Source organism: Flavobacterium sp. 9 (assembly GCF_002754195.1).
Classification (GTDB): domain Bacteria; phylum Bacteroidota; class Bacteroidia; order Flavobacteriales; family Flavobacteriaceae; genus Flavobacterium.
The window spans coordinates 5,259,787-5,285,350 of sequence record NZ_PEEU01000001.1 but is presented as its reverse complement, the minus strand read 5'-3'; the positions used below and the strand labels follow the sequence as shown (position 1 = coordinate 5,285,350).

The 25,564-nt window shown below is 32.9% G+C and carries 20 protein-coding genes and 1 pseudogene; 11 read left to right on the top strand and 10 right to left on the bottom strand.

From position 1 onward, the window contains the following. Positions 1-35: 35 nt before the first annotated feature. Both CLU81_RS22090 and CLU81_RS22085 read right to left on the bottom strand, forming a co-directional pair. On the bottom strand, positions 36-2,372 hold the full coding sequence (locus CLU81_RS22090; protein WP_099711789.1) for a hypothetical protein: 2,337 nt from the start codon (positions 2,370-2,372) through the stop codon (positions 36-38). After that, on the bottom strand, positions 2,332-3,468 hold the full coding sequence (locus CLU81_RS22085) for a hypothetical protein (RefSeq protein ID WP_099711788.1): 1,137 nt from the start codon (positions 3,466-3,468) through the stop codon (positions 2,332-2,334). Before CLU81_RS22085 ends, CLU81_RS22090 begins: the two co-directional genes overlap by 41 nt. A gap of 113 nt (positions 3,469-3,581) precedes the next feature. Between CLU81_RS22085 and prmA the strand changes: the two genes are divergently transcribed. The 11 genes and pseudogenes from prmA to CLU81_RS22025 all read left to right on the top strand — a co-directional run bounded on the left by prmA (position 3,582) and on the right by CLU81_RS22025 (position 12,114). Next, entirely contained in the window at positions 3,582-4,415 is an 834-nt protein-coding gene (prmA, locus tag CLU81_RS22080; RefSeq protein ID WP_099711787.1) for a 50S ribosomal protein L11 methyltransferase, read from the top strand. A gap of 135 nt (positions 4,416-4,550) precedes the next feature. Beyond that, positions 4,551-4,826, top strand: a complete 276-nt coding sequence (locus tag CLU81_RS22075) for an ATP-dependent Clp protease adaptor ClpS (protein ID WP_099711786.1) — start codon at positions 4,551-4,553, stop codon at positions 4,824-4,826. A gap of 64 nt (positions 4,827-4,890) precedes the next feature. Continuing rightward, positions 4,891-6,155: pseudogene (locus CLU81_RS22070) on the top strand (sterol desaturase family protein). A 7-nt stretch (positions 6,156-6,162) separates the two neighbouring features. Beyond that, a complete protein-coding gene (locus tag CLU81_RS22065; RefSeq protein WP_099711784.1) occupies positions 6,163-6,840 on the top strand; it encodes a lysoplasmalogenase in 678 nt (225 codons plus the stop codon). A 128-nt stretch (positions 6,841-6,968) separates the two neighbouring features. After that, on the top strand, positions 6,969-7,421 hold the full coding sequence (locus CLU81_RS22060; RefSeq protein WP_099711783.1) for a 2-dehydro-3-deoxyphosphooctonate aldolase: 453 nt from the start codon (positions 6,969-6,971) through the stop codon (positions 7,419-7,421). A gap of 45 nt (positions 7,422-7,466) precedes the next feature. Further along, positions 7,467-7,781: a hypothetical protein gene (locus tag CLU81_RS22055; protein ID WP_099711782.1), complete on the top strand. Its 315-nt coding sequence runs from the start codon at positions 7,467-7,469 to the stop codon at positions 7,779-7,781. An 879-nt stretch (positions 7,782-8,660) separates the two neighbouring features. Next, the gene (gene kdsA, locus CLU81_RS22045; RefSeq protein ID WP_026982277.1) at positions 8,661-9,479 is read left to right on the top strand and encodes a 3-deoxy-8-phosphooctulonate synthase; all 819 of its coding nucleotides are present in this window, start codon (positions 8,661-8,663) and stop codon (positions 9,477-9,479) included. Positions 9,480-9,498: 19 nt separating this feature from the next. After that, entirely contained in the window at positions 9,499-10,404 is a 906-nt protein-coding gene (locus CLU81_RS22040) for a hypothetical protein (RefSeq protein ID WP_099712837.1), read from the top strand. Positions 10,405-10,569: 165 nt separating this feature from the next. Continuing rightward, positions 10,570-11,256: a YiiX family permuted papain-like enzyme gene (locus CLU81_RS22035; RefSeq protein WP_099712836.1), complete on the top strand. Its 687-nt coding sequence runs from the start codon at positions 10,570-10,572 to the stop codon at positions 11,254-11,256. Positions 11,257-11,351: 95 nt separating this feature from the next. Then, positions 11,352-11,804: a hypothetical protein gene (locus CLU81_RS22030; protein WP_099711780.1), complete on the top strand. Its 453-nt coding sequence runs from the start codon at positions 11,352-11,354 to the stop codon at positions 11,802-11,804. Positions 11,805-11,808: 4 nt separating this feature from the next. Then, positions 11,809-12,114: a hypothetical protein gene (locus tag CLU81_RS22025; RefSeq protein ID WP_099711779.1), complete on the top strand. Its 306-nt coding sequence runs from the start codon at positions 11,809-11,811 to the stop codon at positions 12,112-12,114. Positions 12,115-12,172: 58 nt separating this feature from the next. Here CLU81_RS22025 and CLU81_RS22020 read toward each other — a convergent pair whose 3' ends face one another. The 8 genes from CLU81_RS22020 to CLU81_RS21985 all read right to left on the bottom strand — a co-directional run bounded on the left by CLU81_RS22020 (position 12,173) and on the right by CLU81_RS21985 (position 25,423). After that, positions 12,173-13,561: a M20/M25/M40 family metallo-hydrolase gene (locus tag CLU81_RS22020; RefSeq protein ID WP_099711778.1), complete on the bottom strand. Its 1,389-nt coding sequence runs from the start codon at positions 13,559-13,561 to the stop codon at positions 12,173-12,175. A 95-nt stretch (positions 13,562-13,656) separates the two neighbouring features. Further along, positions 13,657-15,576, bottom strand: coding sequence for a discoidin domain-containing protein (locus CLU81_RS22015; protein ID WP_099711777.1), 1,920 nt, complete (start codon positions 15,574-15,576; stop codon positions 13,657-13,659). A gap of 24 nt (positions 15,577-15,600) precedes the next feature. Beyond that, the gene (locus tag CLU81_RS22010; RefSeq protein ID WP_099711776.1) at positions 15,601-16,386 is read right to left on the bottom strand and encodes a glycerophosphodiester phosphodiesterase family protein; all 786 of its coding nucleotides are present in this window, start codon (positions 16,384-16,386) and stop codon (positions 15,601-15,603) included. 98 nt (positions 16,387-16,484) lie between these two features. Further along, on the bottom strand, positions 16,485-18,785 hold the full coding sequence (gene bglX / locus CLU81_RS22005; protein ID WP_099711775.1) for a beta-glucosidase BglX: 2,301 nt from the start codon (positions 18,783-18,785) through the stop codon (positions 16,485-16,487). A 10-nt stretch (positions 18,786-18,795) separates the two neighbouring features. Next, positions 18,796-19,509: a prolyl oligopeptidase family serine peptidase gene (locus tag CLU81_RS22000; protein WP_099712835.1), complete on the bottom strand. Its 714-nt coding sequence runs from the start codon at positions 19,507-19,509 to the stop codon at positions 18,796-18,798. A gap of 1 nt (position 19,510) precedes the next feature. Next, positions 19,511-20,878 carry a glucoamylase family protein gene (locus CLU81_RS21995; RefSeq protein ID WP_099712834.1) on the bottom strand — a complete coding sequence of 456 codons (1,368 nt, stop codon included), beginning with the start codon at positions 20,876-20,878 and terminating at the stop codon, positions 19,511-19,513. A gap of 74 nt (positions 20,879-20,952) precedes the next feature. Beyond that, positions 20,953-22,416, bottom strand: a complete 1,464-nt coding sequence (locus CLU81_RS21990; protein WP_099711774.1) for a RagB/SusD family nutrient uptake outer membrane protein — start codon at positions 22,414-22,416, stop codon at positions 20,953-20,955. 4 nt (positions 22,417-22,420) lie between these two features. Beyond that, a complete protein-coding gene (locus CLU81_RS21985; protein ID WP_099711773.1) occupies positions 22,421-25,423 on the bottom strand; it encodes a SusC/RagA family TonB-linked outer membrane protein in 3,003 nt (1,000 codons plus the stop codon). Positions 25,424-25,564: the final 141 nt, after the last annotated feature.

Genomic DNA, 25,564 nt, shown 5'->3' with positions numbered 1-25,564 from the left:
TTAAATTTTCTTATATCCCTTATATGGTGAAAAACTTAATTTATAAATGCTCTTAACAAAGGGCAATTGTATTTTCTGAAATTTGGTGTGTTTTTGTAAACCGAATAGAAATTGACTAACTCCTTCCCTGCTTTAAACGGATTTTTAGCTTCTTCTTCGGCAGAAATGATATTTGCGTAATGATTGTAATAATTACATTCGAAAATCATTAAACTTGCCATTGCTTTTTCATTATTATTCTTAGACATTTTCAAGGCTTTCTCGTAATACATTTTAGCTATTGTTAAGCTGTAATAATTGCCTTTCTGATATGTTTTTTCATTCTCAGAATTATCTCCATAAACATAATCAACATACGATTCTCCAGATGTCCAATCGTAAGCAACCATCATCCAGGAATTTCCTAAATACGAAACATTAAAATAGGCGTGCGCCAATTGCAAATTACTTGTTGCCGTATTTTGTTTCTTTAACTGAATTAGTTTTGCAATAAACTCAGCTTTATTAAAATGATAATCGAATTTTCTTTCTTTATCATTTTGCAGAATTTTAGGCGTAAATGGATTTTCATTTAAATAATCTTTGTACGCATAATTCTTATCCCAGAAATCTTTTGGCATTGACGAAAAGGTTTCATAAGCCAATTCCAGATTATTGTTTCTAAAAGCAATTGTTCCTTTTAGGTCTTTATAATAATTTATATTTGGCGAAATTGTTCCGGAACAAATGTATTTCTCAAAAGGTGTTTTATTTTCCTTTTGCTGTAAAGCGATCAAACGATCTACATCTTCGACAGTTGCAATTCTGTCAAAATAACCAATATAACTATAGAAATAAGGATTATTGTAAGCTGAATATTCTCCTTCGTTTTTAAGATCTGATTTCATCATTAATAATCCTGCTGTAACGCGATCATCTTTTTTAGCAAAATCAGCGCTTGCAATTCTATATAAACTATACAGATTCTTAAATAAACCATAATCTGTTTCAACCAGATTTTCGATAGAATCAAAATATTTAAAAAGCTGATTTTGAACTTTTTCACTTTTTAAATCGTCTTGCTTTAAAGAAACCAAAGCCAATTGAATGTTCTTTTGCATTTGTATCGATGCATTAGCTTTATCCGTGATCATATTGGTATATTTTTTACCCAACTCAATATCATCATCCATAAAACAAAGTTGTGCAATTGCCGACGTGATATATTCTTTTTGCTCGCCTGAAGTTTGTTCTCTTATCGAAATTAAAAAATATTCTAATGCTCTTAAATGCAAAATGTCTTTACTTAAGTTTTCCTCTTTGGCTTTAGCATAATCTCCATACCAATCTGTGCCTTCGAATGTTATAGACGGACTTCCGTTATTGGTATATTGTGGCGTAAAAATCCAATCTTCGAGTTTATTGATTTCTCTTCCTATCAAAAAACTCAAATTAATACTATTCGGACTTAGTTTATAAACTTCTTCAATTGTTTTTAAATCCGGTGCAGGATTACGGAAACTTTCGATTGAAAGAATCACGCTTCGTTCTTCGTCATTTTGGGCCAAAGCCAAAGTTTGTTCCGTTAATTTCCAATTATAATGTTGTAAAACGGCAAAAGATTTTTCTTCGCATGAAGCGAAAACTTTACTCAATAAGTAATTCTGTAACGGAAAATCTTCAATACATAAAGCTTTATAATACAAAGCCCAAGGTTGCAAAATGGTGTTTTTATTATCGGCAAAATAAGTGTCGTACAAACGAATAACTTCTGCTTTATCCTGAGCGTAAAAACTATATCTTAGAATTAAAAATGCGTAACGTTCTTTCAAAAAAGAATATTTCGCTGAATTAATTTTCTTTTCAAAATTATTTACATCGGCAAGTTTATGATCTTTACTTCCGTAACCTATTTGTTCCCAAGATTCCCATTTTACATCCTGATTACTATTGTATTCGAGTTTTTTAGCAAATAAAATGTAGTTTAGAAAAGCTTTATTTTTCGATAATAATAACGCTTCAATAAAGGTGTTTTTTCCGAATACTTTTTTCAGTGATTTAGATTCAAAAGCATTTTCAAATTGTTCTGAATCTGTTTCATACAAAATAGTATGAACATCTTTTGGATCGACTTTATTACCTAATTTTTTCTTCCATTCTAAGCAATTTAATTCCTGATCAACACCCGAAACTGTATTGGTCGAATAGTAATAATCTGCCGAATAATAAAACGGTGTCAGTTTAAAAAAGCCTTCTCTTTGCGCTTTAAACAATGCTAGCCGACTGGTTTCTGGCGAAACACTCCAACCGCAGGCAAAAGAAACCTGAATGCTAAAAACTAAAAATAAACTACTAAAAACTTTCATAATAGCTGGATATATTTTGGGTTCCATAATCGTTGATGTATTTTTTATCGAAAGAGAAAAACGTCACTTTGGTCTGATTATCAATCTTGATTTTACTTTTCACAATAGAAATCATTTTCTCAAGTTCTTCTTCAGAAATTTTCTCGATTCTAATTTCGTCTCCGTTTCTCAAATAAGTTTGTCCCACCAAAATATCATCTTGCAAAACATATTTAGTGTTGGACACTTTCTTCAATTTTATAGAATCATTTCGTAATTGGTCATAATCTGATAAAATCCCTTTGAACTGATTTCCTCTAAAAACAACTGCCCAACTATAAAGCGGCAAAGCAATATCCAATTGTAACTTATATTGATCGTGCGTAATATATTGCGCCAATTCTTCGCTTGTTCCAATGGAGTTTTTAGTGCTAAAATCATCTGGTTTCGCCAAATTATAACACATTAATAAACCTTTGTCTACTGGAGGAATTCCAGCTTTTGAAGCATATTTATATTGCCAAAGTCGGATTGTAGACGAAATCTGAGCATTTGGAAATCCTTTTTTGATTTGTTTCAGTAAATAAAAGTAATTGTCTTTTGATTTTTCGGACCAATCACAATCGATCAGAATTTCTTTAAAATCAACTTTTAGCTTTGCTAATTCAATCGATTTTACAGAATCATAATTGATGCGTTTATAGTTTTCCTGCTTGTAATAATCTTTTGGATAGACAATTGCATTGGCGATTTTATCGGCTTTAGCTTCTTTTATATTTACACCAATCTGTTCAACGCGTTTTGCAATTCTAACCGCCAAACTATCCAATTGTTTTTTATTGGCTTGCAAAACAACTTCATTCGTAATAAAAATACTTGGTGTAATTTCAGGATTACTTTCATTAAGACTTGTGTTTCTGATTGTTGCAACGGGCAAAGGTTCTTTGGCATACGGATTCCAATCGATATCAAAAAAACGTACATACATATGCTGTACTTTCAAATCTTTAAATAGAGAATCATCTTGATTTTCAAAATTCAAATCGGTTTTCCAATAACAAAACGATCTGACTATTTCGTGTTCTTTCTCACAAGTTGCTCCATTAAGTACCACAAAGAGCAAAATAAAAATGATATTCTTCATATTTTAAAAATCCTTACAAATTCTGATCAAAATTAACATTAATATATGTAAGGATATGGATTATTTATGAACAACTTCTCTTTTCTATTCTTACCTTTGCAAAAATTTTTTTTATGTCAAATATATATTTAGGATACCATTTTACGATTGAACCAAAAGAACCGGGTTCAGAAATTTTAATTGCTGAATTAGGCGAAAAAGCGTTTGAAACTTTTACAGAAACAGAAACTGGAATTTCTGCTTTTGTGAAAAAAGATTTATGGGACGAAAATATTCTTGATGACATTTATATCTTAGAATCTGAGGAGTTTAAAATTGAATATACAATTGAAGAAATCGATCAGGTAAACTGGAACGAGGAATGGGAAAAGAATTTTGAAGCAATTGATGTTGACGGAAAATGTCATGTTCGCGCTCCTTTTCACGAAAAAACTGATGCTGAATTTGATATCGTAATCGAACCAAAAATGAGTTTTGGAACTGGTCATCACGAAACGACTCACATGATGATTCAGCATTTATTAGAAATTGATGTCAAAGGTTTAAAAACTTTAGACATGGGTTGCGGAACTGCTATTTTAGCTATTCTTGCCGAAATGAAAGGCGCTGAGCCAATCGATGCTATTGATATTGACAACTGGTGTTATTTGAATTCTATCGAAAATGCTGAACGCAATAATTGCAAACATATCACCGTTTATGAAGGCGATGCAGCTTTATTAGCCGGTAAAAAATATGATTTAATCATTGCTAACATCAACCGAAATATCTTATTGAATGATATGCAAAGTTATGTTGATTGCTTAAATAAAGGCGGCATTATATTGTTTAGCGGTTTCTATGTAGAAGACATTCCATTTATTGATGCTTCCTGCACGGAAAAAGGCTTAACATATGTTAAAAAATTTGAAAGAAACAACTGGGTTTCATTAAAATACGTAAATTAGATAGTTGATTATCTGTTTATTAAATAGCTCACAGATTGAACTATCAAAGAGTTTACATTGGTTTTATTCTTTTTTAATCTATGAAATCTGTGGCGAGAAAATTACTAATTACATCAGTACAAAAACCTTAAAAAAATGAGTACTAAAGAAAAAGTAAGAGAGAGAGTACGCGAAAAGGAAGCTACAGCTTTCAATAACGAAATCATTGTTTATAACGACGATGTAAACACTTTTGATCACGTAATTGACACATTAATGCGCGTTTGCAGCCATACGGCAGAACAAGCAGAACAATGTTCCTTAATTGTACATTACAACGGAAAATGCACCGTAAAGACTGGTCCAATTGACAAATTAAAACCGCAATGCACCCAACTTTTAGAAGCCGGATTAAGCGCTGAAATTGTTTAATTGCAAATAATTTAAAAAACATTCTATTTTATTCTATATTTGGATAAAATAGAATGTTTTTTTTATGGAAGAATACGGAAAGATATTGATTATCGCCATGCCGATTTTTTTAGTACTAATTATAATCGAAAAAGCATACGGCATTTATAAAAAAGACGACACTGCGCCTTTAATAGACAGCGTGTCGAGCATAAGCTCTGGAATTACCAATTCTGTAAAGGATGTTTTGGGGTTAAGTCTGACTTTTATCTCTTATGAATGGTTGGTTTCTAAATTAGCAATCTACCATCTCGAAGCTAATGTTCTCTCCTACTGCATCGCTTTTTTCGTCATTGATTTTTATGGATATTGGAGCCACAGACTGGCACATCAAATCAATTTTCTTTGGAACAAACACGCCATTCATCATAGCAGCGAAGAATTTAATCTTGCCTGCGCTTTGCGACAACCTATTGCAAGTTTAGTGAATCTCTTTACTTTTTTATTGATTCCCGCAGCTATAATTGGTGTTCCTGCATCGGTTATTGCGATTACTTTGCCATTGCATTTATTTCTTCAATTTTGGTATCATACCAAGCATATTAAAAAAATGGGATTTGTAGAGAACATTCTCGTTACGCCTTCGCATCACCGCGTTCATCATGCGATAAATCCCGAATATTTAGACAAAAATCATTCGCAGATATTTATTTTCTGGGACAAACTTTTTGGTACTTTTCAAGCTGAATTAGAAGATGTTCCGCCTGTTTTTGGAATCACAAGACCGGCACAAACCTGGAATCCAATCCGGATTAATTTTCAGCATCTTAGTTTGTTAATCAAAGACGCATGGAGAGCAGAAAACTGGAAGGACAAACTCACAATTTGGTTCAAACCAACAGGTTGGCGTCCGGAAAATTTTGAAGAAAAATATCCAGTAAATAAAATCGAGAACGTTTTTGATTTTGATAAATATGGCACACAAAACTCTCAAAAACTAATTTATTGGTCTGTTACGCAGGTTTTAATTACACTTTTATTTGTGAGTTACTTGTTTGATAATATTGCAAAAATTGGTTTGCCGAATATCTTTCTCTACGGCTTTTTTATTCTATTAACGATTTACAGTTATACAGAGTTAATGGATAAAAGTAAATATGCTCCTTTTTGGGAAGCTTTGCGTTTAGCCGTTGCAATTGGAATTATATCTTATTATGGCGATTGGTTTGGTTTAAATAACACCTTGGCAATTATATCATTTTGACCTATTTAAGTTTATCGTTACTAACTGCGATTTACTTTGTAAAAATAGATTTTAGAACTAACCAACTTCAACCAATCAATTCATAAACCGCTTATGAGAAATTCTACATTTTTTAAAATCTATATTGCATTTAGCGCTTTCTATTTGCTTGTATTATTTTGGGGATATGAAAGCTTAAACCTGTTTTTAAAGCCACTTTTGATTCCGTTATTAGGTTTTGGTGTTTATTTTTATCGAAAGTTCCCTTCAAAAAACACATTGCTAACCGCTTTACTGTTTTCATGGATTGGCGATGTAATTTTACTTTTTACTGATATTGCCGAGATCTATTTTATTCTGGGATTAGTTGCTTTTCTGATTTCTCATATCACATATTGTATCCTTTTTAACAAGCAAATTAAAGGAACAATCAAAAAAAATATTGCCGCTTTTGGTATCGGAAGTATTTTAATCGCTTGTTATCTCATCGGAATGCTTTCTGTTTTATTGCCAACTTTAGGCGATTTAAAAATTCCGGTAACGGTATATGCTTCTGTGATTTCGATTATGCTTTTGTTTGCATTTAATGGCTTTTTAGTCTGGAAAAAACCTGGAAACTCTTATGTTTTTCTGGGTGCAATTGTATTTGTTCTTTCTGATAGTATTTTGGCTGTAAATAAATTTCATACTCCAATCGAGAAAAGTTCTTTTTTTATTATGCTAACGTATCTTGTGGCACAATATCTGATTGTGGTTGGTATATTAAAACTGAATCCTAAAAAAGCAGAATAAAAATAGTTCACGGATTTAACTGATAAAACGGATTTGCACAGATTTTCTAAATCAATAATCTTTTTAATATTTTAATCTGTGGCAAAAACCAATTTACTTTTATATTTGTACGACCAATACCATAACCCATGAAAAAAATAGCCCTTTTTATTGTTTTACTTATTACTACAGTTTCTTGTGTGAGTACAAGATCTACTTTGAAAAATGTAGATGATAATGCGCCGGATCTAGTTCTGAAAAAAGACAATACTTTTGCCATTACTCTTTTTAGTAAAGACAAAAAATACGGCTATGACCCTGATTATCCCGTTAATATTTTCTATAGAAATACTGCTGATGAAGCTTTGAATGAAACTCGTTTTTTAAATGCTCTTTGCGGTCCAAATGGTGAAAAAATAACCTATAAAAGATTAGAAACCTGTTGTCCTTTTCCAACTAAAAGAAGTAATATGGGCGCTGGTTTTTTAAATGTTTATGAGCTGAGATGGGAAGGTCAAAAGAAACCTGTTACTCTTTATTTGAATATTTACGAAAAAGGAATTTTAATGGTTCCAATGGGATTAGGTTTGAAGAAAGAATAGTTTTTTCAAACCTAAGAATAATATTTAATAAATAGCGATCCAGAAATGTTCGGAATATCTCCATTAATTTTAATCATTTTACCCTTAGTTTTTCAGATTATATTTGGTCGAAAAGCAATTGCTGAATCTATTACATTAGAATTTGGAACTGTTTCTATGATCAGCGTTATTTTACAAATTGCATTAACAATTATCGCATTTATAATTTCTTCAAATAACTTTCAAGAGCAACTTCAAGGTCAACCCTACAGATGTGGAATGGGATTTATAGGAATCTTTATGATTTCTTTCCTTTTTTCAATAATCCTTGTAATTGTTATAATTGTACAGTATTATATTAAAAAATCTTACGAGGAATAAATGATCAAAACAAAAACAGCTTTTATAATTTTCTTGCTTTTATCGACAATTATATTTCCATATTATATTCTTGTTCTTTCTATTAACTCTGATTTTTTTAATTCGATAATTCCTGGTTGGAATACTACTATAATTCCTGTAAGATTAATTTCAAATCTAGTTAAGTTTATAATTTTAAGCATTGTTAGTTTTTACTATTGGAAACTTTCAAAAACTAGTAATGAAATAAAGTTAAAAAAATTTATTATCCATTTAGCCTTGACAATTCCAGCGGTTGTAGTTGCTAAATTAAACTTATATGAACTTGTTCCTCTTAATTTAAACGATTCGGATATCATTCTATCTCAAATTAAAAAAGTCGTATATATTAATATGCTTCTTAATATTCTGTTTTTTATTGGGCAGATTTTATTTTGGATATTTTATATAAAACTACAAAGAACCAGAATTGTTATCGAGAAATAGCGCCGAAAATTTTTGTACGTATATCAAAAGAAAAGCGTTTAAAAAAATATAAAAAAACAGGTAAAAACTGATAAATATCATGGATTGCTTTTTTGTAATATCTTAACATTGTTCTTTCTTAAAACATATATATGGATATAAAAAAATTGCTCAATAAACACTATAATTCCAGTAAAGTCTTAGCCCTGATAGTCCCGACGCTTCGGGAGGAAATCCTTTTTTGAGAAAGCCTATTTTTTCTGGTTTTTGCAGAGCGACCAGAAGAAGCTCCTGCAAGTGCCAAGAAAAAAAGGGTTTAGAAAAAAAGATTGCAACGGGCAGTCCCGATAGCTATCGGGATTCTTAAAAAAAACTTAAATCTTAATCCGCTATTCATAAATCATAACTACCTTTGCACTGTCAAAAAATCATATTATGAACATACAACATATTCCTCAAATTAAGCATACTGATAGTGGAAACTTCTTTTTATTGGCGGGACCTTGCGCTATTGAAGGAGAAGAAATGGCTCTTAGAATTGCTGAAAAATTAGTTGGTATTACCGACAAACTTCAGATTCCTTATGTATTTAAAGGATCGTTTAAAAAAGCCAACCGTTCTAGAATTGATAGTTTTTCTGGAATTGGTGACGAAAAAGCATTAAAAATTTTAAGAAAAGTTTCTGAAACTTTTCACGTTCCAACTGTAACAGATATTCATACTAATGAAGATGCTGAAATGGCTGCGCAGTACGTTGATGTATTGCAAATTCCAGCTTTCCTTGTTCGCCAGACTGACCTTGTTGTGGCGGCTGCAAATACTGGAAAAGTGGTGAACTTGAAAAAAGGACAATTTATGAGTCCGGAAAGCATGAAACACGCGGTTCAAAAAGTATTAGATTGTCATAATGAGAATGTTATGGTTACGGATCGTGGTACTATGTTTGGATACCAGGACATGATTGTTGATTTTAGAGGAATTCCTACTATGCAACAATATGCTTCTACGGTTCTTGATGTAACGCACTCGTTGCAGCAACCTAACCAAACTGCAGGTGTTACGGGCGGAAGACCTGATATGATCGAAACTGTTGCCAAAGCGGGAATCGCTGTTGGTGTTGACGGTATTTTTATCGAAACTCATTTTGACCCTGCTAATGCAAAAAGTGATGGCGCTAACATGCTTCATTTAGACTATTTTGAAGGCCTAATGACCAAGTTGGTTGCTATCAGAAAAACAGTTAACTCATTTTAAATTTAATACATTACGTTCATTGAAAACTAAATTTTTATTTTTCGCCTTATTGTGTTTTTCATTAAACACTTTTGCGCAAGAACAAATCGCTGTAGAAAAATACACAGCACATAATAAAGGTAAATTCTTCATTTCATGGGGTGGTAATAGAGACAGTTACACTAAATCTGATGTAAATTTCAGAGGTAAGGATTACAACTTTACCGTTGCGGATATGAAAGCTCATGATAAACCAAAAGGGTATCATATTGATTATGTAAATCCGGCAAACATGACGATTCCGCAAACTAATTTTAGAATGGGGTATTTCATTAACGATCATTACAGTGTTTCGATTGGTTGGGATCACATGAAATATGTGATGACTCAGAATCAGACAGCAAATGTTACTGGTTATATTAACTTACCTGCTGATCAGGCTGGATCTATTTACAACGGAGTTTACAATAATACTCCTGTAGATATGTCTCAAGGTGGTGCTATTGAAGGTGGTTATGATAAAGGTGTTACTAATCCAAATGGTACTGCGTTTTTAATGTACGAACATACAGATGGTTTGAACTATATCAATACTGAGGTTTCCAGACATGACGATATTTCGAAATGGTTTGGTTTGCCAAATACAGATAAAGTTCAGATTAACTTAACTGAAGGTTTAGGTGCGGGACTTTTATACCCAAAAACAAATACAACTTTATTAGGAATGGAACGTCATGATGATTTTCACATTTCTGGATACGGTTTATCTGCGAAAGCGGGAATTAACTTTACATTCTTCAAATATTTCTATTTGCAAGGTGAGTTAAAAGGCGGTTATATCAACATGCAGGATATTAGAACTACAACAAGCAATGAAGACAAAGCTTCGCAAGATTTCTTCTTTTTCCAAAGAATTATCGCTGTGGGTGGAATTTTCAGAATCTAATATTTCTTAAAAATACTTTTAAAAATAGCTATCATTTATTTGGTAGCTATTTTTTTTATGTTTTACTTTGTAACTCAAAGTTCTTTTTATGTTGTGTTAAATTATTTAAAAAAGATAATTGACATAAAGCGTAATAAAGTACTTTTAGAATTCAAAAATAAAAAGATGAAAAAACAAAAATATCTGTTTCTGGGAATTACATTTCTGCTAAGTTTTGGTCTTGCTTTATTTGTTGCAATGTCTGTTTTTCCGAATAATCCATTTTCGAAAACTAAGAAGGAAAAAACTGAAAATGTCGCAGAAACTAAACTCAAAGACGGTGATATTATTTTTCAAACCTCACAATCTCCTCAATGTGAAGCGGTAAGAATTGCGACTAATTCAAAATTTTCTCATTGCGGAATTATCTACAATATAGACGGAAAATGGTTTGTTTTTGAAGCTGTTCAACCGGTAAAACTGACTCCGTTTGACGAATGGATTCAACACGGAAAAGACAATAAATATGTTGTAAAACGATTAAAAAATGCTGATCAGGTTTTGACTCCGATTGTAGTGCAAAAGATGCAAAATTACAGTCAGCAGTTTGATGGAAAACAATATGATGCTTATTTTGAATGGACCGATACAAAAATATATTGCTCTGAACTGGTTTGGAAAATATATAAAAATGCGGCTGGTATTGAGCTTTCAAAATTAAGAGAATTGAAAGATTTTAATTTAACCGATGCTCGAGTTCAAAAAATATTAAAAGAAAGATATGGCAATAATATTCCGCTAGAAGAAAAAGTGATCGCTCCTGTTGATCTTGCCGATTCGGATTTATTAAAAACTATTATAGACAACTATTAAGTTACTAAGAATTATCAAAAAAGCTAATTCAGAACAATTAGCTTTTTTATTTATTATTTCACTTTGAATTTCAAAGAACTTTTAATTTTAATTATATGAAAGATATTCTTGTAGAAAAGATGTATGAATGGACTAGAAAACCATATCAAAAATATTTCAAGAAAAATACTCCTTGGGAAATTAATCAATCCGAATTGTGTCAATATCCTAAAGAAAGTTTAGGATTTGGTTTAGGCACGTTTCTGTCCAAAAATCATTTTGATATTCAGCCAAAACTCGAAGATCATGATATTATTCATGTTTTGACTAATACAGGAGTATCTGTAACGGAAGAAATTGGAATGCAATATTATCTTTTAGGAAACGGAAAAAAAAGCTTGTATCTATTTGTCGTTATACTTTCCGGCACTCCATTTTATCCTAATCAATTCTCTTATTTTTTACAACAATACAAACGAGGAAAGCAAGCGCTTCCGTTTTATTATCTGGATTTTTCAAAAATGTTATTTACTCCAATTCACTCTATTCAGGAAACCTTTAAAATTTAAACTTATGAAAACTATTATCGAAGAACCTTTTGAAGAAAAAAACGCCACCGCATTAGCAGTTGGAACTCTTGTTATAAGCACAATTCTATTTATACTTTATGTTGCTTCAAATGAAAGTCCAAATATTTTGGTTATTGCATGGCCTTTTGCGTTTTCGGCAATATTGGTCAATTTTATCATGTTTATTCATTTGGTTGACAATTTTATAAAACGACCGAATCAAAGAAAATATATCCTCAACAAAATATTAATTCTGTTGGTTAATATTCCTATTGTGTATTTATACTATAATATTGTAACGAAAATGTAGCATAAAAAAAAGCCCTCCGATTTCTCGAAGGGCTTTAATTTTTTATAAACTAATTTGATTAATTCACTGTTGGAAGAACAATTCCGTTTTGATCCATTAAATAAATTAATGAGGTCATTGTTGCTGCTCCAAGTTCTAATTCTCTTTTGTTTATTGCATCAAACTTATCATTTGCTGCGTGGTGATAATCAAAATAACGTTGTGAATCTGGCATTAAACCTGCTTTTACAATTGCTTTAGAAGTTAAATGTTCAATATCTGAACCACTGTGTCCTTTTATAAAAGTATTAACCAAATATGGTTCGAAAAAGTCTTTGTATCCTTGAATTTTCTTTAGGTTAGCATCGTCTGCTTCTATTGTAAATCCTCTTGGTGTGAATCCGCCTGAATCACTTTCTAAAGCAAAAATATGGTTCTCCTTTTTCTCTTTAGAAACTTCTTCATATTTTGCTCCGCCTTTTCCACCATTTTCTTCATTCATAAATAATACAACACGAATTGTATTTTTAGGTTTGTAGTTTAGGTTTTTAAGGATACGAACTACTTCCATACTTTGCACTACTCCTGCTCCGTCATCGTGAGAACCATCTGCTAAATCCCAAGAATCTAAATGTCCTCCAACAACCATAATGTTCTCCGGAGTTACTGTTCCAGTTAATTCACCAATTACATTGTGTGACAATACATCAGGCAATGTTTCGCAAGATTGTTTGAAATAAAATTTCAAACCCGGATTTCTTTTTAATGATTTGCTTAATAATTCAGCTCCATTTGTACTAATTGCTGCTGCCGGGATATATTGCTCTTTTGGTAAATCTCCATAACTTTGATTTCCTGTATGCGGAAAATCATCTAATCGTAGATTTAAAGAACGAACAATTGCACCAACTGCGCCAAGTTTTGCAGCTTCCTCAGCTCCGCTTCTTCTTTGATCTCCAGCTTCTGAATAAGATATAAAAGTTGGTATATTTTCAGGATCCATTGGTCTGTTGTAAAACACAATTTTGCCTTTTACTTTATCTCCAAGTTCTTTTAATTCTTTAATACTTTTTACTTCAATTATCTCCGCTGTAATTCCTGCTTTTGGTGTTGCAACAGATGCTCCTAAAGCACAAATTGGCACTACAGTTTTTAATTTTCCGTCTAAGATATAAGCCGTTTCTTTTTCGCCACGAACCCAATGCGGAACCATCACATCTTGTAAATATACTTTGTCAAGTCCAAGGGTTTCTAATTGTCTTTTTGTGTACTGAACTGCTTCTTCGGCACTTGCAGAACCTGATAAACGACTACCAATATCGTTAGATAAATATTCTAACCAACTGTAGCATTTCGCTTCGGTTAAGGCTTTTTTATAAAATAATTTAATGTTTTTTCCATCGTTTGATTGTGCAAATGATGTCAATCCGTTTAAGACCAAAACAGTCAAAAGAATCGTTTTTTTCATGGTTTTTATAGCATTTTGGGTTGTAAGACAAAGGAACAAAATTCTTTAGAATTGCGACAGATTTTTCTGCACCTTTTTCTCAAAATAAACTATAATTATTTTACTTCTTTTAGTTTGTTTTTTTCTCCAATTCCATTTTCATTAAAAGCTTCTATTGTAAAATAATATTTAGTGCCTTTGTCTAAACCTCTAAAATCATAAGAACTTTCATCATACACCATAATACTGTTGTACAATTTGTCAGGGCTTATTCCGTAATAAATATTATAACCAATTGCATCAGCTTGTTTTTTCCATGTAATCATTGCGTTTCGCGAATCTTTTGCATTTCTATCTACTTTAAAATTCGAAACTGGTTTTGGTTTTTCTGACAATCCATTTCCAAAAACTCTAAAATCTGAAATCGCAAATAATCCCGAAGCATTATGAATATTGACCATTTTGATATAACGTGCTTTTATTGCTTTTGTTAATTCAACATAATCATGCGGAACATCTTTTGCATTTTGAGATTTGTCGACAACCAATGTCCAGTTTTCAGCATCGTCAGACATGAATATTTTATACTGATAATAAATATCCATTGCTTTATTGTATTGCGTTGCTTTATGATCTGCATAATTAATCTGCAACGCCTTTATTTGCATTTGTCTGCCTAAATCAAGTTGCAGCCATTCGCCCGGTTTATCTGTCTTTGCTGACCAATAAGTCTGAATATTTTCATCGGTTAGATTATTGGCTCCGTAACAAAATTTCTCATATACTTTTTTACCGCCATTATCCATTCTGTGGGTTTCTACTTCCATACATTCTTCTGAAGAAGAAACTGTTACCGGCTTTTTATAAGAAAGTAACATCCATCCTGAAGAAGCTCCTTTCTCCTGATTGCGTTCTGAAGTTGGAAGTACAATCGGGAAATCTCCATAAGAAGTTATAGAATACATCACATCATCTTTATCAAATCCTGCAGGAAACATATCAATACGACGCTCAAAACGGTCTTTTATGGAGATTTTACAGGTTCCTGTATTCCAATAATTTCCGTAATTATCTGCAAAAGTATTTCCGTGTCCGGCTCCAATTACAAATCCTCCGGGTTTATAAGACATTGGATTGTGTTTTTGATACACAAAAGGCCCTAACGGATTATCTCCTACATGAACACCATTTGCATAACCTTTGAACTCAGTTGCCGGAGCTCCGTATTGCATATAATATTTGCCGTTATGTTTGGTCATCCAAGCTCCTTCAATAAAATTTCCCCAAGGCGCTGGCTCCATATCATTATTGGGACCAAAACGTTCCCAACCGTGATTTGCAGGATCTAAAATAGCCACTTCTTTTACTTGGCCATATGGACGCTGAATATCTTCGACTTCAGTTGCTTTATATAATTGAGCGTAATCTGCTTGATTTCCTTTTGGCAACCATGTATTATAATCAACTTCTACACCAACAAGTGGCAATTTTCCGCTTGATCCGTAGTACATATATACTTTTTTATTATCATCCTGAAAAATCGCAGGATCCCAAGTTGGCAACATTGCTTTGTCTACGTGACGTGTCCATCTTCCAGATTTTGGGTCAGCTGTTTTCCAGATTGGATGATCTCTTTTCCAGGTTGAACCAACGTAGAATAAAGTATCATTTACAACCCACGCAGCCGGCGCACATTGGTCATCGTCGCCTGGTTGCCTTTGAAAACTTCCATAAACGAAATTCCAGTCTGACATATCTTTACTCCAAAAGAAACCTGCCTGATTGGTTGCAAATAAATAATATTCGCCTTTATAAGTAATAATTACCGGATCTGCGCTTGAACGACGCGATTCGGGAATTCCGTTATGATTATGCGTTGTATAATTGTATCCAATATTAATTGGATTGCAATATGTTGTTGCGGGTTTGTTTGGGTCAAACCATTCTGTTTTACCGGGAATGGTATTCTGCGCTATGATATTAGTATTAAAACCAATAATCATTAGCAAAACAGGTATTAAATATAATTTTTTCATAATCTTGTTTTTTGTAAAAAGAGGTTAATTCTTTTTATTTAATCTTTCCTTAAGTAATTCCGGTTCATTGGTTGTGATGTAATCAAATTTATTTCCAATAATCCAATCCATAACCTCAGCATCATTTACCGTCCAGACATTTAGCGTAATCTTGTTGTCTTTTGCTTCTGTTATCCATTCCGGATGCTTTTGAAAAACGGAATAATGGTAGTCAATTCCAGAAATATTATCTTTTTTGACTTCGGCTGGAGACTTATTTCCTTCGAGATATTGCAATCCTGCTTTTGGATCTAATTGCTGAATTTGCTTCAGAATTTCGTAATCAAAACTTATGTAACACGTTATTTTATCTGCTTTAAGTTTTTTGATTATTTCAACCGTTTTTACTGCTGTTACTTTTCCTCTTTCTTTACTTATTTCCGAAGGCTTTACTTCACAGACTAATAGTGTTCGCTTATTGTTCCTTTTCCCTTCTTTAATATACTCGTATAAAGTTGGCAGTTTCTCTCCGTTTGAAAGTTTAAACTTTATCAAATCAGCATAATTTGTGTCTTCAATCAGTAATTTATTACAATGTGCATCGTGATTGATTACAAGTGAATCGTCGGCTGTTCTCCAAACATCAAATTCAGAACCTGCAAGTTTTAAATCAATAGCGTGTCTAAGAGAAGCGATTGAGTTTTCTGGCAAATTATTCTTTTTCCATGCTCCCCGATGTGCTACAACAGCATTTTTACTGACACTACAAGATGAAAAAACAACCATCATCGACATTAAAAAAAGTGTCTTAGAAATTTTATTTTTATTCATTAGATAGAAATTTAATTTATATTTTTTATAAAACTAAAGACTAAAAAAAAGCCCTTCGTCAACCAAATACGAAGGGCTAATTACAATAAATAAACCAACTATTTAGCTAATTCAAAACTAACTTTCTTGTCGGCATTTGAATTTCCACCAACGAAAATATCAAACTGTCCAGGCTCTGCTACGAATTGTAAATCAGAGTTATAAAATTTTAAATCTTCAACCGTAATATCAAAAGTCAAGGTTTGTTTTTCACCTTTTTTAAGTGTAATTTTTTGGAAATTTTTCAATTCTCTAACTGGTCTTGTTACTGAACCTACTAAATCTCTAATGTATAATTGAACGGTTTCTTTTCCGTCATAGTTTCCTGTGTTTGCAACATCAACAGTTACTTTTAATTTTCCGTTGAAATTCATTTTATCAGATGAAATTTTCAAGTTTGAATATTCAAAAGAAGTATAACTTAATCCGAAACCAAATGGGAATAATGGCTCATTTCTTTCGTCGATATAATTAGATCTGAATTTTTCGAATTTTCCTTCTGTATTAGAAAGTGGTCTTCCTGTATTTTTGTGTGCGTAATAAATTGGCAATTGTCCAACGCTTCTTGGGAAAGTTGAAGTTAATTTTCCTGAAGGGTTTACATCTCCAAATAAAACATCGGCAATAGCATAACCTGCTTCAGAACCTGCAAACCAAACATTTAAAATTGCAGGAACAGTTTCGTTTTCTTCTTTAATTACTAACGGACGACCGTCAAATAATACTAAAACAACTGGTTTTCCTGTTTTTAATAATGCGTTTAATAAATCTTTTTGCGCTTGTGGAATTTCTAAATTCGTACGGCTGCTTGATTCTCCACTCATTTCTGCAGATTCTCCAAGTGCAGCAACAATTACATCTGATTGGTTCGCTACTTTTAAAGCTTCTGCCAATAATTCTTCTTTTGAACGTCCATCACGGTGTAAAGTTTTACCAAACATTGTTGCGTTTGTTTCAAAAGTTTCATCGTAATCTAAGTTGCTTCCTTTTGCATATAACACTTTTGCAGAAGGTCCTGCTACTTCTTTGATTCCTGCTAATAATGATATAGCATTTTCCATTTTTGTAGCTACGCTCCAAGTTCCCGGCATGTTTTCTTTGGCATCTGCCAATGGTCCGATTAAAGCAATAGTTCCAGATTTTTTAAGTGGCAATACCTGACCTTGATTTTTTAATAAAACCAATGATTGTGCAGAGATTGATCTTGCTTCTTTTCTGCTGCTTGCTGTAAAGATTTCAGTTTTTGCTCTGTTAGCATCACAATATTTATATGGATCACTAAATAATCCTAAGTCATATTTTGCTTCAAGAATAAGTTTTACTGCATTATCGATTGTTTCGATTGTTACTTTTTTCTCGTCTAAAGATTTTTTCAAAGTCGTTAAGAAACCTTCTCCAACCATATCCATTTCTACACCAGCATTAAGTGATAAAGCAGAAACTGCTTGTAAATCACCCATTCCGTGTTCGATCATTTCTGGAATTCCTGTAAAGTCTGTTACTACAAAACCTTTGAAACCCCATTGTTTTCTTAAAACATCTGTCATTAACCATTTGTTTCCTGTTGCAGGAATTCCGTCAATTTCGTTAAAAGAAGCCATAACGGAACCTACACCAGCATCAACTGCTGCTTTGTAAGGAGGAAAATAATCGTTGAACATTCTAATATGACTCATGTCAACTGTGTTGTAATCACGTCCTGCTTCTGGCGCACCATAAAGAGCAAAATGTTTTACACATGCCATGATAGAATTATTTTTAGAAAGATCGTGTTGTTGGTAACCGTTTACCATTGCTTTTGCAATTTGACTTCCTAAATATGGATCTTCACCTGAACCTTCAGAAACTCTTCCCCAACGAGGATCACGAGAAACGTCAACCATTGGAGAGAATGTCCAGTTAATACCGTCAGCACTTGCTTCCTGAGCGGCAATTTGAGCACTTCTTTCGATTAAACCCATATCCCAGGTACATGATAATCCTAACGGAATTGGGAATGTTGTTTCGTAACCGTGAATTACGTCCATACCAAAAATCAATGGAATTTTTAAACGGCTTTTTTCAACAGCAATCTTTTGTACTTCTCTAATTTTTTGAACAGATTTAATATTGAATAAACCTCCTACTTTACCTTCAGCAATTTTTTTAGCCACATCAGAACTGTTTGCTTGTCCTGTCGTAATATCTCCAGAAGTTGGTAAATTAAGCTGCCCTAATTTTTCGTCTAATGTCATTTTTGACAATAGTTCAGCTACAAACTCTGATTTTGGTTTAATTTTTACTGTATTTTTAGTGGTCTTTTTTTGAGCATAACCCAAAACAGCACATCCTAAAAAAAGTAAGACTAATTTGTTTTTCATTCTATTATATTTATTTGTTCGTATTTGTTTTTATCTGTTTAAACATCCAGTCATAAATTTCGGGATTGTCATAAACTCGTGTCCAACTATCGTGACCTGCATCATCAAAAATGGTCAGTTGAACATCTTTGGCATTGCATTTTTTTAATTCTTTGTAAATTGTTATAGCGTAATCTACTTTTACAACATCGTCTAATAATCCATGAAAAATTCTGGTTGGAATATTAGCAATCTTACAAGCACTTTCTAACTCTATCAAATCAACAAAACCTGAAATTGGTACTATTGCCGCAAATTTATCAGGATATGATAAAGCCAGATTCCACGCTGCCCAACCTCCGGAACTTAAACCGGTTACGTAAATTCTGTTAGGATCGATTTTATTTTCTTTTTGAATTTTTAAAATCAATTCATTAATAGATTCAATATCCCAATTTTCATCTGATTTACATTGCGGAGCCAAAACATAGGCATCTAATGAATGTGTTTTTAAATACTTTAAAGGTCCATTGATTTTTACTTTTTCAATGTCGGTTCCTTTTTCTCCATCTCCTGAAATAAAAACTATTAATGGCTTATTTTCTTTTGTATTGGCGGGTTTGTGTAAAGCATAACCTAATTCATGTTTTACAATTACCTCAGTTTTTATAGTTCCCGTTGATTCGCTTTGTGCAAATCCCAATACAGAAAATAATACCGCAATTAATGCAAATTTATATCTCATATTAAATTCCATATTTTCCTGAATGGAAACCTAATTTTGTTAATCCTTGTTTTACTTCAGGCGCATTCATGAATAATTTCCATAATAAACCAGTTCTGTAATTTTCGATCATTACTACTTCCGGTCCCTGATCAATTGCCAGATAACGTTTTTCTACCCAATTATTCTGTAAGCTTAAAGCATCATAGAATCCTGCTTCTCCCCAAGTTTCTTTTTTATGATTTTCGTATAAATTTCTAATCACTGCCATTGATTCTTTTGGAGTATAAGCAATAGAACTAATTGCTGCTGTTGGCGACACAACACCTTGATCGTTGCTTGGCATGTGTGCATTATATCCAATCGATCCATCAGGATTTCTTGAATAAGATGCTGTTAATCCCCAATAATCAGCGCTGTAGCCTTTCTTAGGATTTTGAACACAATACTCGTAATTGATTTTTGTCTGGTTAACATTCAAATCCCAATAGTTCGCATATTTATCGCTTAACTGATTTGGATCCAATCCAACATAAGAGTAATGTGCCCAGAATAATGGTCCGCCAAATTCTTCTGCTCCATTATGTTTTAAAATTAACGGAATATCATATTTCTTTTTTGCCGAAACAATTCCGCCACTTCTCGCCCAACCTTCATGATATACTTTTGCATCAATTGAATGTGTTGGTGACGATGCAGCCATTACATAAGTAATCAAACATTCGTTGTATCCTTCAAGTGCAAAATTCATTTGCCAGTCGTATGTCGGTGACCAGTGCCAGTACAATACATTTTTCTTGTTTGTGTACCAATTCCATTCAACCCCTTTCCAAAGTGCGTCATATTTTTGAGCGACAGCTTTTTCTTTTTCTGAACCTTCTTTTAGATATTCGCGAACTGTAATCATTCCTGCAACCAAAAATGATGTTTCGACTAAGTCTCCACCATTATCCTTGGTTCCAAAAGGCTTTACTTTTCCGGTATTTCCGTCTATCCAATGTGACCATGCTCCATGAAAACGATCTGCTTTGCCTAAAAAATCTGCAATTTTGTTTAGTCGTTCAACTCCTTGTTCTTTTGTAATATATCCTTGAGACATTCCGGAAACGATCGCCATTAAGCCAAAACCAGAACCTCCGGTTGTAACAATGTTAGCATCATTTTCAGGATAATTTCCATCAGGATGAAAACGTTCTCTTGCCAATCCTGAATTTGGTTCGGCATAATCCCAGAAATATTTAAAAGTCTGTTTTTGAACAGTAGCTAAAAGTTGTTCATCTGTTAATTTTACAGCAACAGCATTTTCTCCTTCTTTTTCTTTTGATTTATCAGAATTAGATCCGCAACCAAAAAATGTAAAAACTAATAATAAAACTGAAATTCTAACCATTATAAAAAATTTAAAAACCATTAATAAAAATCACTCCTTTCTAAGTTTTGAAAGGAGTGATTTTGAAATTTTAATTAGTAACCTCCCGGATTTTGTTGAGAAAGTCCACCAGCTTCTCTTAAGAATGAAGTTGGTATAGGCCATAACTCATGTTTTCCAACAATGAAAGTTTTTCCATCTGCTGCCATAGCCGCTTCTGCTTGTCCTGTTCTAACAAGATCAAACCATCTGTCGTGCTCAAAAGCAAATTCTAATCTTCTTTCTTTCCAGATTGCTTTTCTAATATCTGATTGAGAAGTAAAAGGAGTATCTCCTAAACCTGCTCTTTTACGAATTTGATTTACTAAAGGAATAGCTCCTGCAGTATCTCCTAATTCATTCAAAGCTTCTGCTTTCATTAATATAACTTCGGCATATCTTAAATATCTAAGATTTGTATCTGTAAATTCCTGATTGTAAAAAGCTGATGAATATGCTTTATAATTATATCTTGGATTTGCTACAGTTGATGGTATTACTTTACCATCATATAAAACTGAACCTCTGAAAATAATGGTTGCAGCTCTTCTAACATCTCCTGGCTCATAAGCATTAGCTAATCCTTCAGTTGGTGTGTTGAATCCCCAACCCCATCCTCCAGCTCCACGAGGCGCTTGAGAAACAGAGTAATTTCCAATTCCAAATCCAGGGGTAGAAGTAGAACCTACTCCGTTGATTTCGAAAATAGATTCCGGACCAAATTCTCCTTCTTTTTTATATTGTAGAGAATAATCAGAAACTAAAGAATAACCAGTTACTTTATCACAATTGTCAATTACTTTTTGCCAATTTTTTTGGTATAAATTTACTTTAGCCAATAAAGCATATGCTGATCCTTTAGAAACTCTCACAACATCTGCACCAGTGTAAGCCGATTTTAAAGGCAAAGCTTCGATAGCATCATTTAAATCTTTTTCGATAAAAGCATAAACTTCTGCTACTGATTTACGTGTCAATTGCATTTTTCTGTCCTCTTCAGAAATTGGAACAAGAGCTAAATGATCAACAATTGGAACTCCACCGTATCCTTTTACTAAAGTAAAATACATAAAAGCTCTCAAGAATTTCGTTTCTCCTACTAATCTTGCTTTTAAACTTGGTGTTGCCTTATCTAATTTAGGGAACATTTCTAATGCTTGATTACATCTGTTTATCCCAGCGTAATTAGCTTCCCAAGTAGATTGAAATGAAGGAGTTGAAGCATTATAAGTCAAAGCATCAACAATATCTTTATCTCCACCCGCATCTCCTGGGTCAGAACCTTTATCAGCGTCATCTGTGATAATACTTGAAACTGCATTCCATCCAAAAGATGACATTTCCCATCCTAAAAATTGATTGTAAATTGCAGTTACAAAACCTGTAGCTCCTGCATCGCTATTTACCAACGCAGGATCTGCAGGAATAGCTTCTGATGGCTCTACATCCAAAAAGTCATTTGAACATCCGGAAAAAAGTATCCCAGATAGTACAAACATTGATATATATAATCTTTTCATAATATTAAAATTTTAAATTAGCACCAATAACAAATGATCTCAATGATGGGTAAGCATCTAACTCAACCCCTTGAGTGCCTTCAACAAGTTTACCGTCACTTGTAACATCTGGTGAAAATCCAGAGAATTTTTGTGAGATAAATGGATTAATTGCATTTACATAAATTCGGCAAAAGCTAATGAACTGATCGTCTCTAAGTGGTAGTTTATACCCTAAAGTAATGTTATTGATTCTGAAAAAATCTGCTGATTCTAAGTAATAAGTAGAAGCAACTGGTGTCGCGTTTGAAGGTGCAGGATTAGAAGACGTTGTATTTGTAGGTGTCCAAAAATCACGAGCTACAGAAGCTTCAATGTTTTCTCCTCCAAATCTTTGTGCTTTTTTACCGTTATATACTTTTGCTCCTCCTGTTCCATAACCGTCAACAGAAAAATCAATGTTTTTGTAGTTTAATCCTAAAGTCACTCCATAATTAGAAGTTGGTAAAAGAGAACCTACATATTTTTTGTCTTTAAGTTCATCTAAGCCTGATTGAGCAACTTTAGATCCGTCTGCTTTGTAGTACAACATTTGACCATTTGTTGGGTCAACTCCTGCATACTCATACATGAAGAAACTACCTAAAGGCTGTCCTACTGAAGTATTATCAAGAATTTTGGTATTTTGACCATTTCCTAAACTTCCTCCAATAATTGGATTTAACTGTACATTTTTAAGACTTGTAAGCTCATTTTTATTATGAGAAAAATTTCCTCCTACCCAATAGCTTAAATTGTCATTTATTTTATCATCCCAACGCAAAGAAATTTCATAACCTTTGTTAGATACTTCTCCAATATGTGAAGGTGTAGCAACCGTAATTCCAGAAGTAGAATATGGCTTAACATTTAAGATTGTATTTGTTGTGTTTTTATCATACACATCAAAAGATCCTTTTAATCTGCTGTTCAACACTTCAAAATCAAAACCTCCTGAAAGTTCTTCAACAATCTCCCAAGATAAATTAGGATCTACCTGAGAATTTATTGTAGTACCAGAACCTAAATTAGAATAATCTAATCCAGAAGTTAATAATTGTGTATTAAGAGGTACATTTTGATTTCCTAATCTACCCCAAGATCCTCTAATTTTTAATAAATTAATTGGTTCTACATTGCTTAAAAAGCTTTCTTTAGATACAATCCAACCTAAACCAACAGATGGGAATGTTCCCCAACGTTTGTCGTCAGCAAATTGTGATGATCCGTCACGTCTAACAGTACCTGTAAGTAAATATCTGTCCATCAATTTATATTGAAAACGTGCAAAATATGATGCTAATCTTCTTTGATTTAAAGCCTCATCTTTTAAACCTGTAACATTACCTGCCACATTAACATCTTTTAAAGACCAATAATTTGAGTTTGCATTTACGTTCTTTCTGTCAATCGTAAGCTTTTCTCTTGTTCCTTGTACATTTGCTTCAATACCCGCTGTAACTTCAATGTCATGAATATCTGCAAAAACTTTATTGAAAGTCAAGTAATTAGATAAATTCCAGTTAAAATATTGATCTCTACTTCGTGTCAAAGTGTTTATATTCAAATCCTTTGGATAATCCGCTACAATACGAGTTGGATCAGCTGCAGACCAAAGAGCTATATTATCTACATAATTATACTGTTTGTAAGTATAAAATTCTCCATTAAATTGAGATGTGAATTTTAAAGATTTGATAATATCATAATCTAATTTCAAACCACCTTGTAAAGTAACCGTTTGTTGTTGCTCATTTGTATAATCCAATTGAGCTACAGGATTTCCAACATTATTAAAAGAGTCACCAGTTTCACCTACAATTCCATCTTTTACAAATGGTACACCATATTTACCGTCAGCATAACGCACAGGAACTAATGGAGATTGTCTGTAAGCATTTGTAAAAGCACTCAAAGGCATTGGTGTATTTTTTATACTACTTACACTAAAGTTTTGAGTTAATTTAACTTTATCAGAAAGTTTAAATTCGTTATTGTTTCTGAATGTTGTACGTCCGTAGTCAGAACCGTTTAAGATTCCTTTTTCTTCATAATTTCCAACACTAAAGAAGTATTTTACATTTTCTGAAGATCCTGAGATCGAAATATTGTTTTGAGTATAAGATCCCGTTCTTGTGATCTCATCAAACCAATTAGTGTTATAAGGCTGATTTGCAGAGAATCTTCCACTTGGATAATCTTTGCTAAAAGCAGCATTAGTGTAACGAACATACTCGTCAGCATTTGCCATTTTTACACTTTTTAGAGGAGTTCTAAATCCTGCAAAACTTTCAACATCTACAGTAAGTTTTCCTTTTCCTGCTTTGGTTGTAATCATAATTACACCATTTGCGCCTCTTGTTCCATAAATAGCTAATGAAGAAGCATCTTTCAAAACTTCATAAGATGTAATATCATTAGTATTAATGTTGTTGATATTATCAGTTGGCATACCGTCTACAACATACAAAGGATTTCTTCCTCCTAATGCAGTACCGGCTCCCCTGATTACAACCGAAGGAGTACTTCCCGGAGCATCTGAAGTAGATACCTGAACCCCTGCAGCCTTACCTTGTATGGCTTGAGAAGCATTAATTACCTTCATTTTTGTAATTTCTTCAGACTTGATTGAGCTAACAGCTGAAGTATTATCAATTTTCTTTCTGGTTCCGTATCCAATAACTACTACTTCTTTTAAAGCAGTGTCACCCGCTTCTTTTAATGTAATAACCATTGCACCAGATGTTGCTGTTACAGTAACAGCATCAAAACCCAGCATTGAGACTTTTAAAGACTCACCTTCTTTGGCGTTTATTGTAAAATTTCCGTCGAAATCAGCATCAACAGATGTTCGGGATTGCGGGGCACTAATAACTGCTCCGGGAATTCCCATTCCGCTACTGTCTACTACTTTTCCTTTAATTGCTTGCCCTGACATATAAGCAGGAAGCAGCAAGAGCGCTAAAAAGCTAAAAATAAAATTTTTCATACAGTTCGTAATCGTTTAAGTTAGTGCGACCAAATTAAACAATTACAACGTTGTAGTACATCAAAAGCACTACAACATAGATACATCATTATGTTAAAATATTAATGTAAACAATTACAAATCAACAACATAAATGTTAAT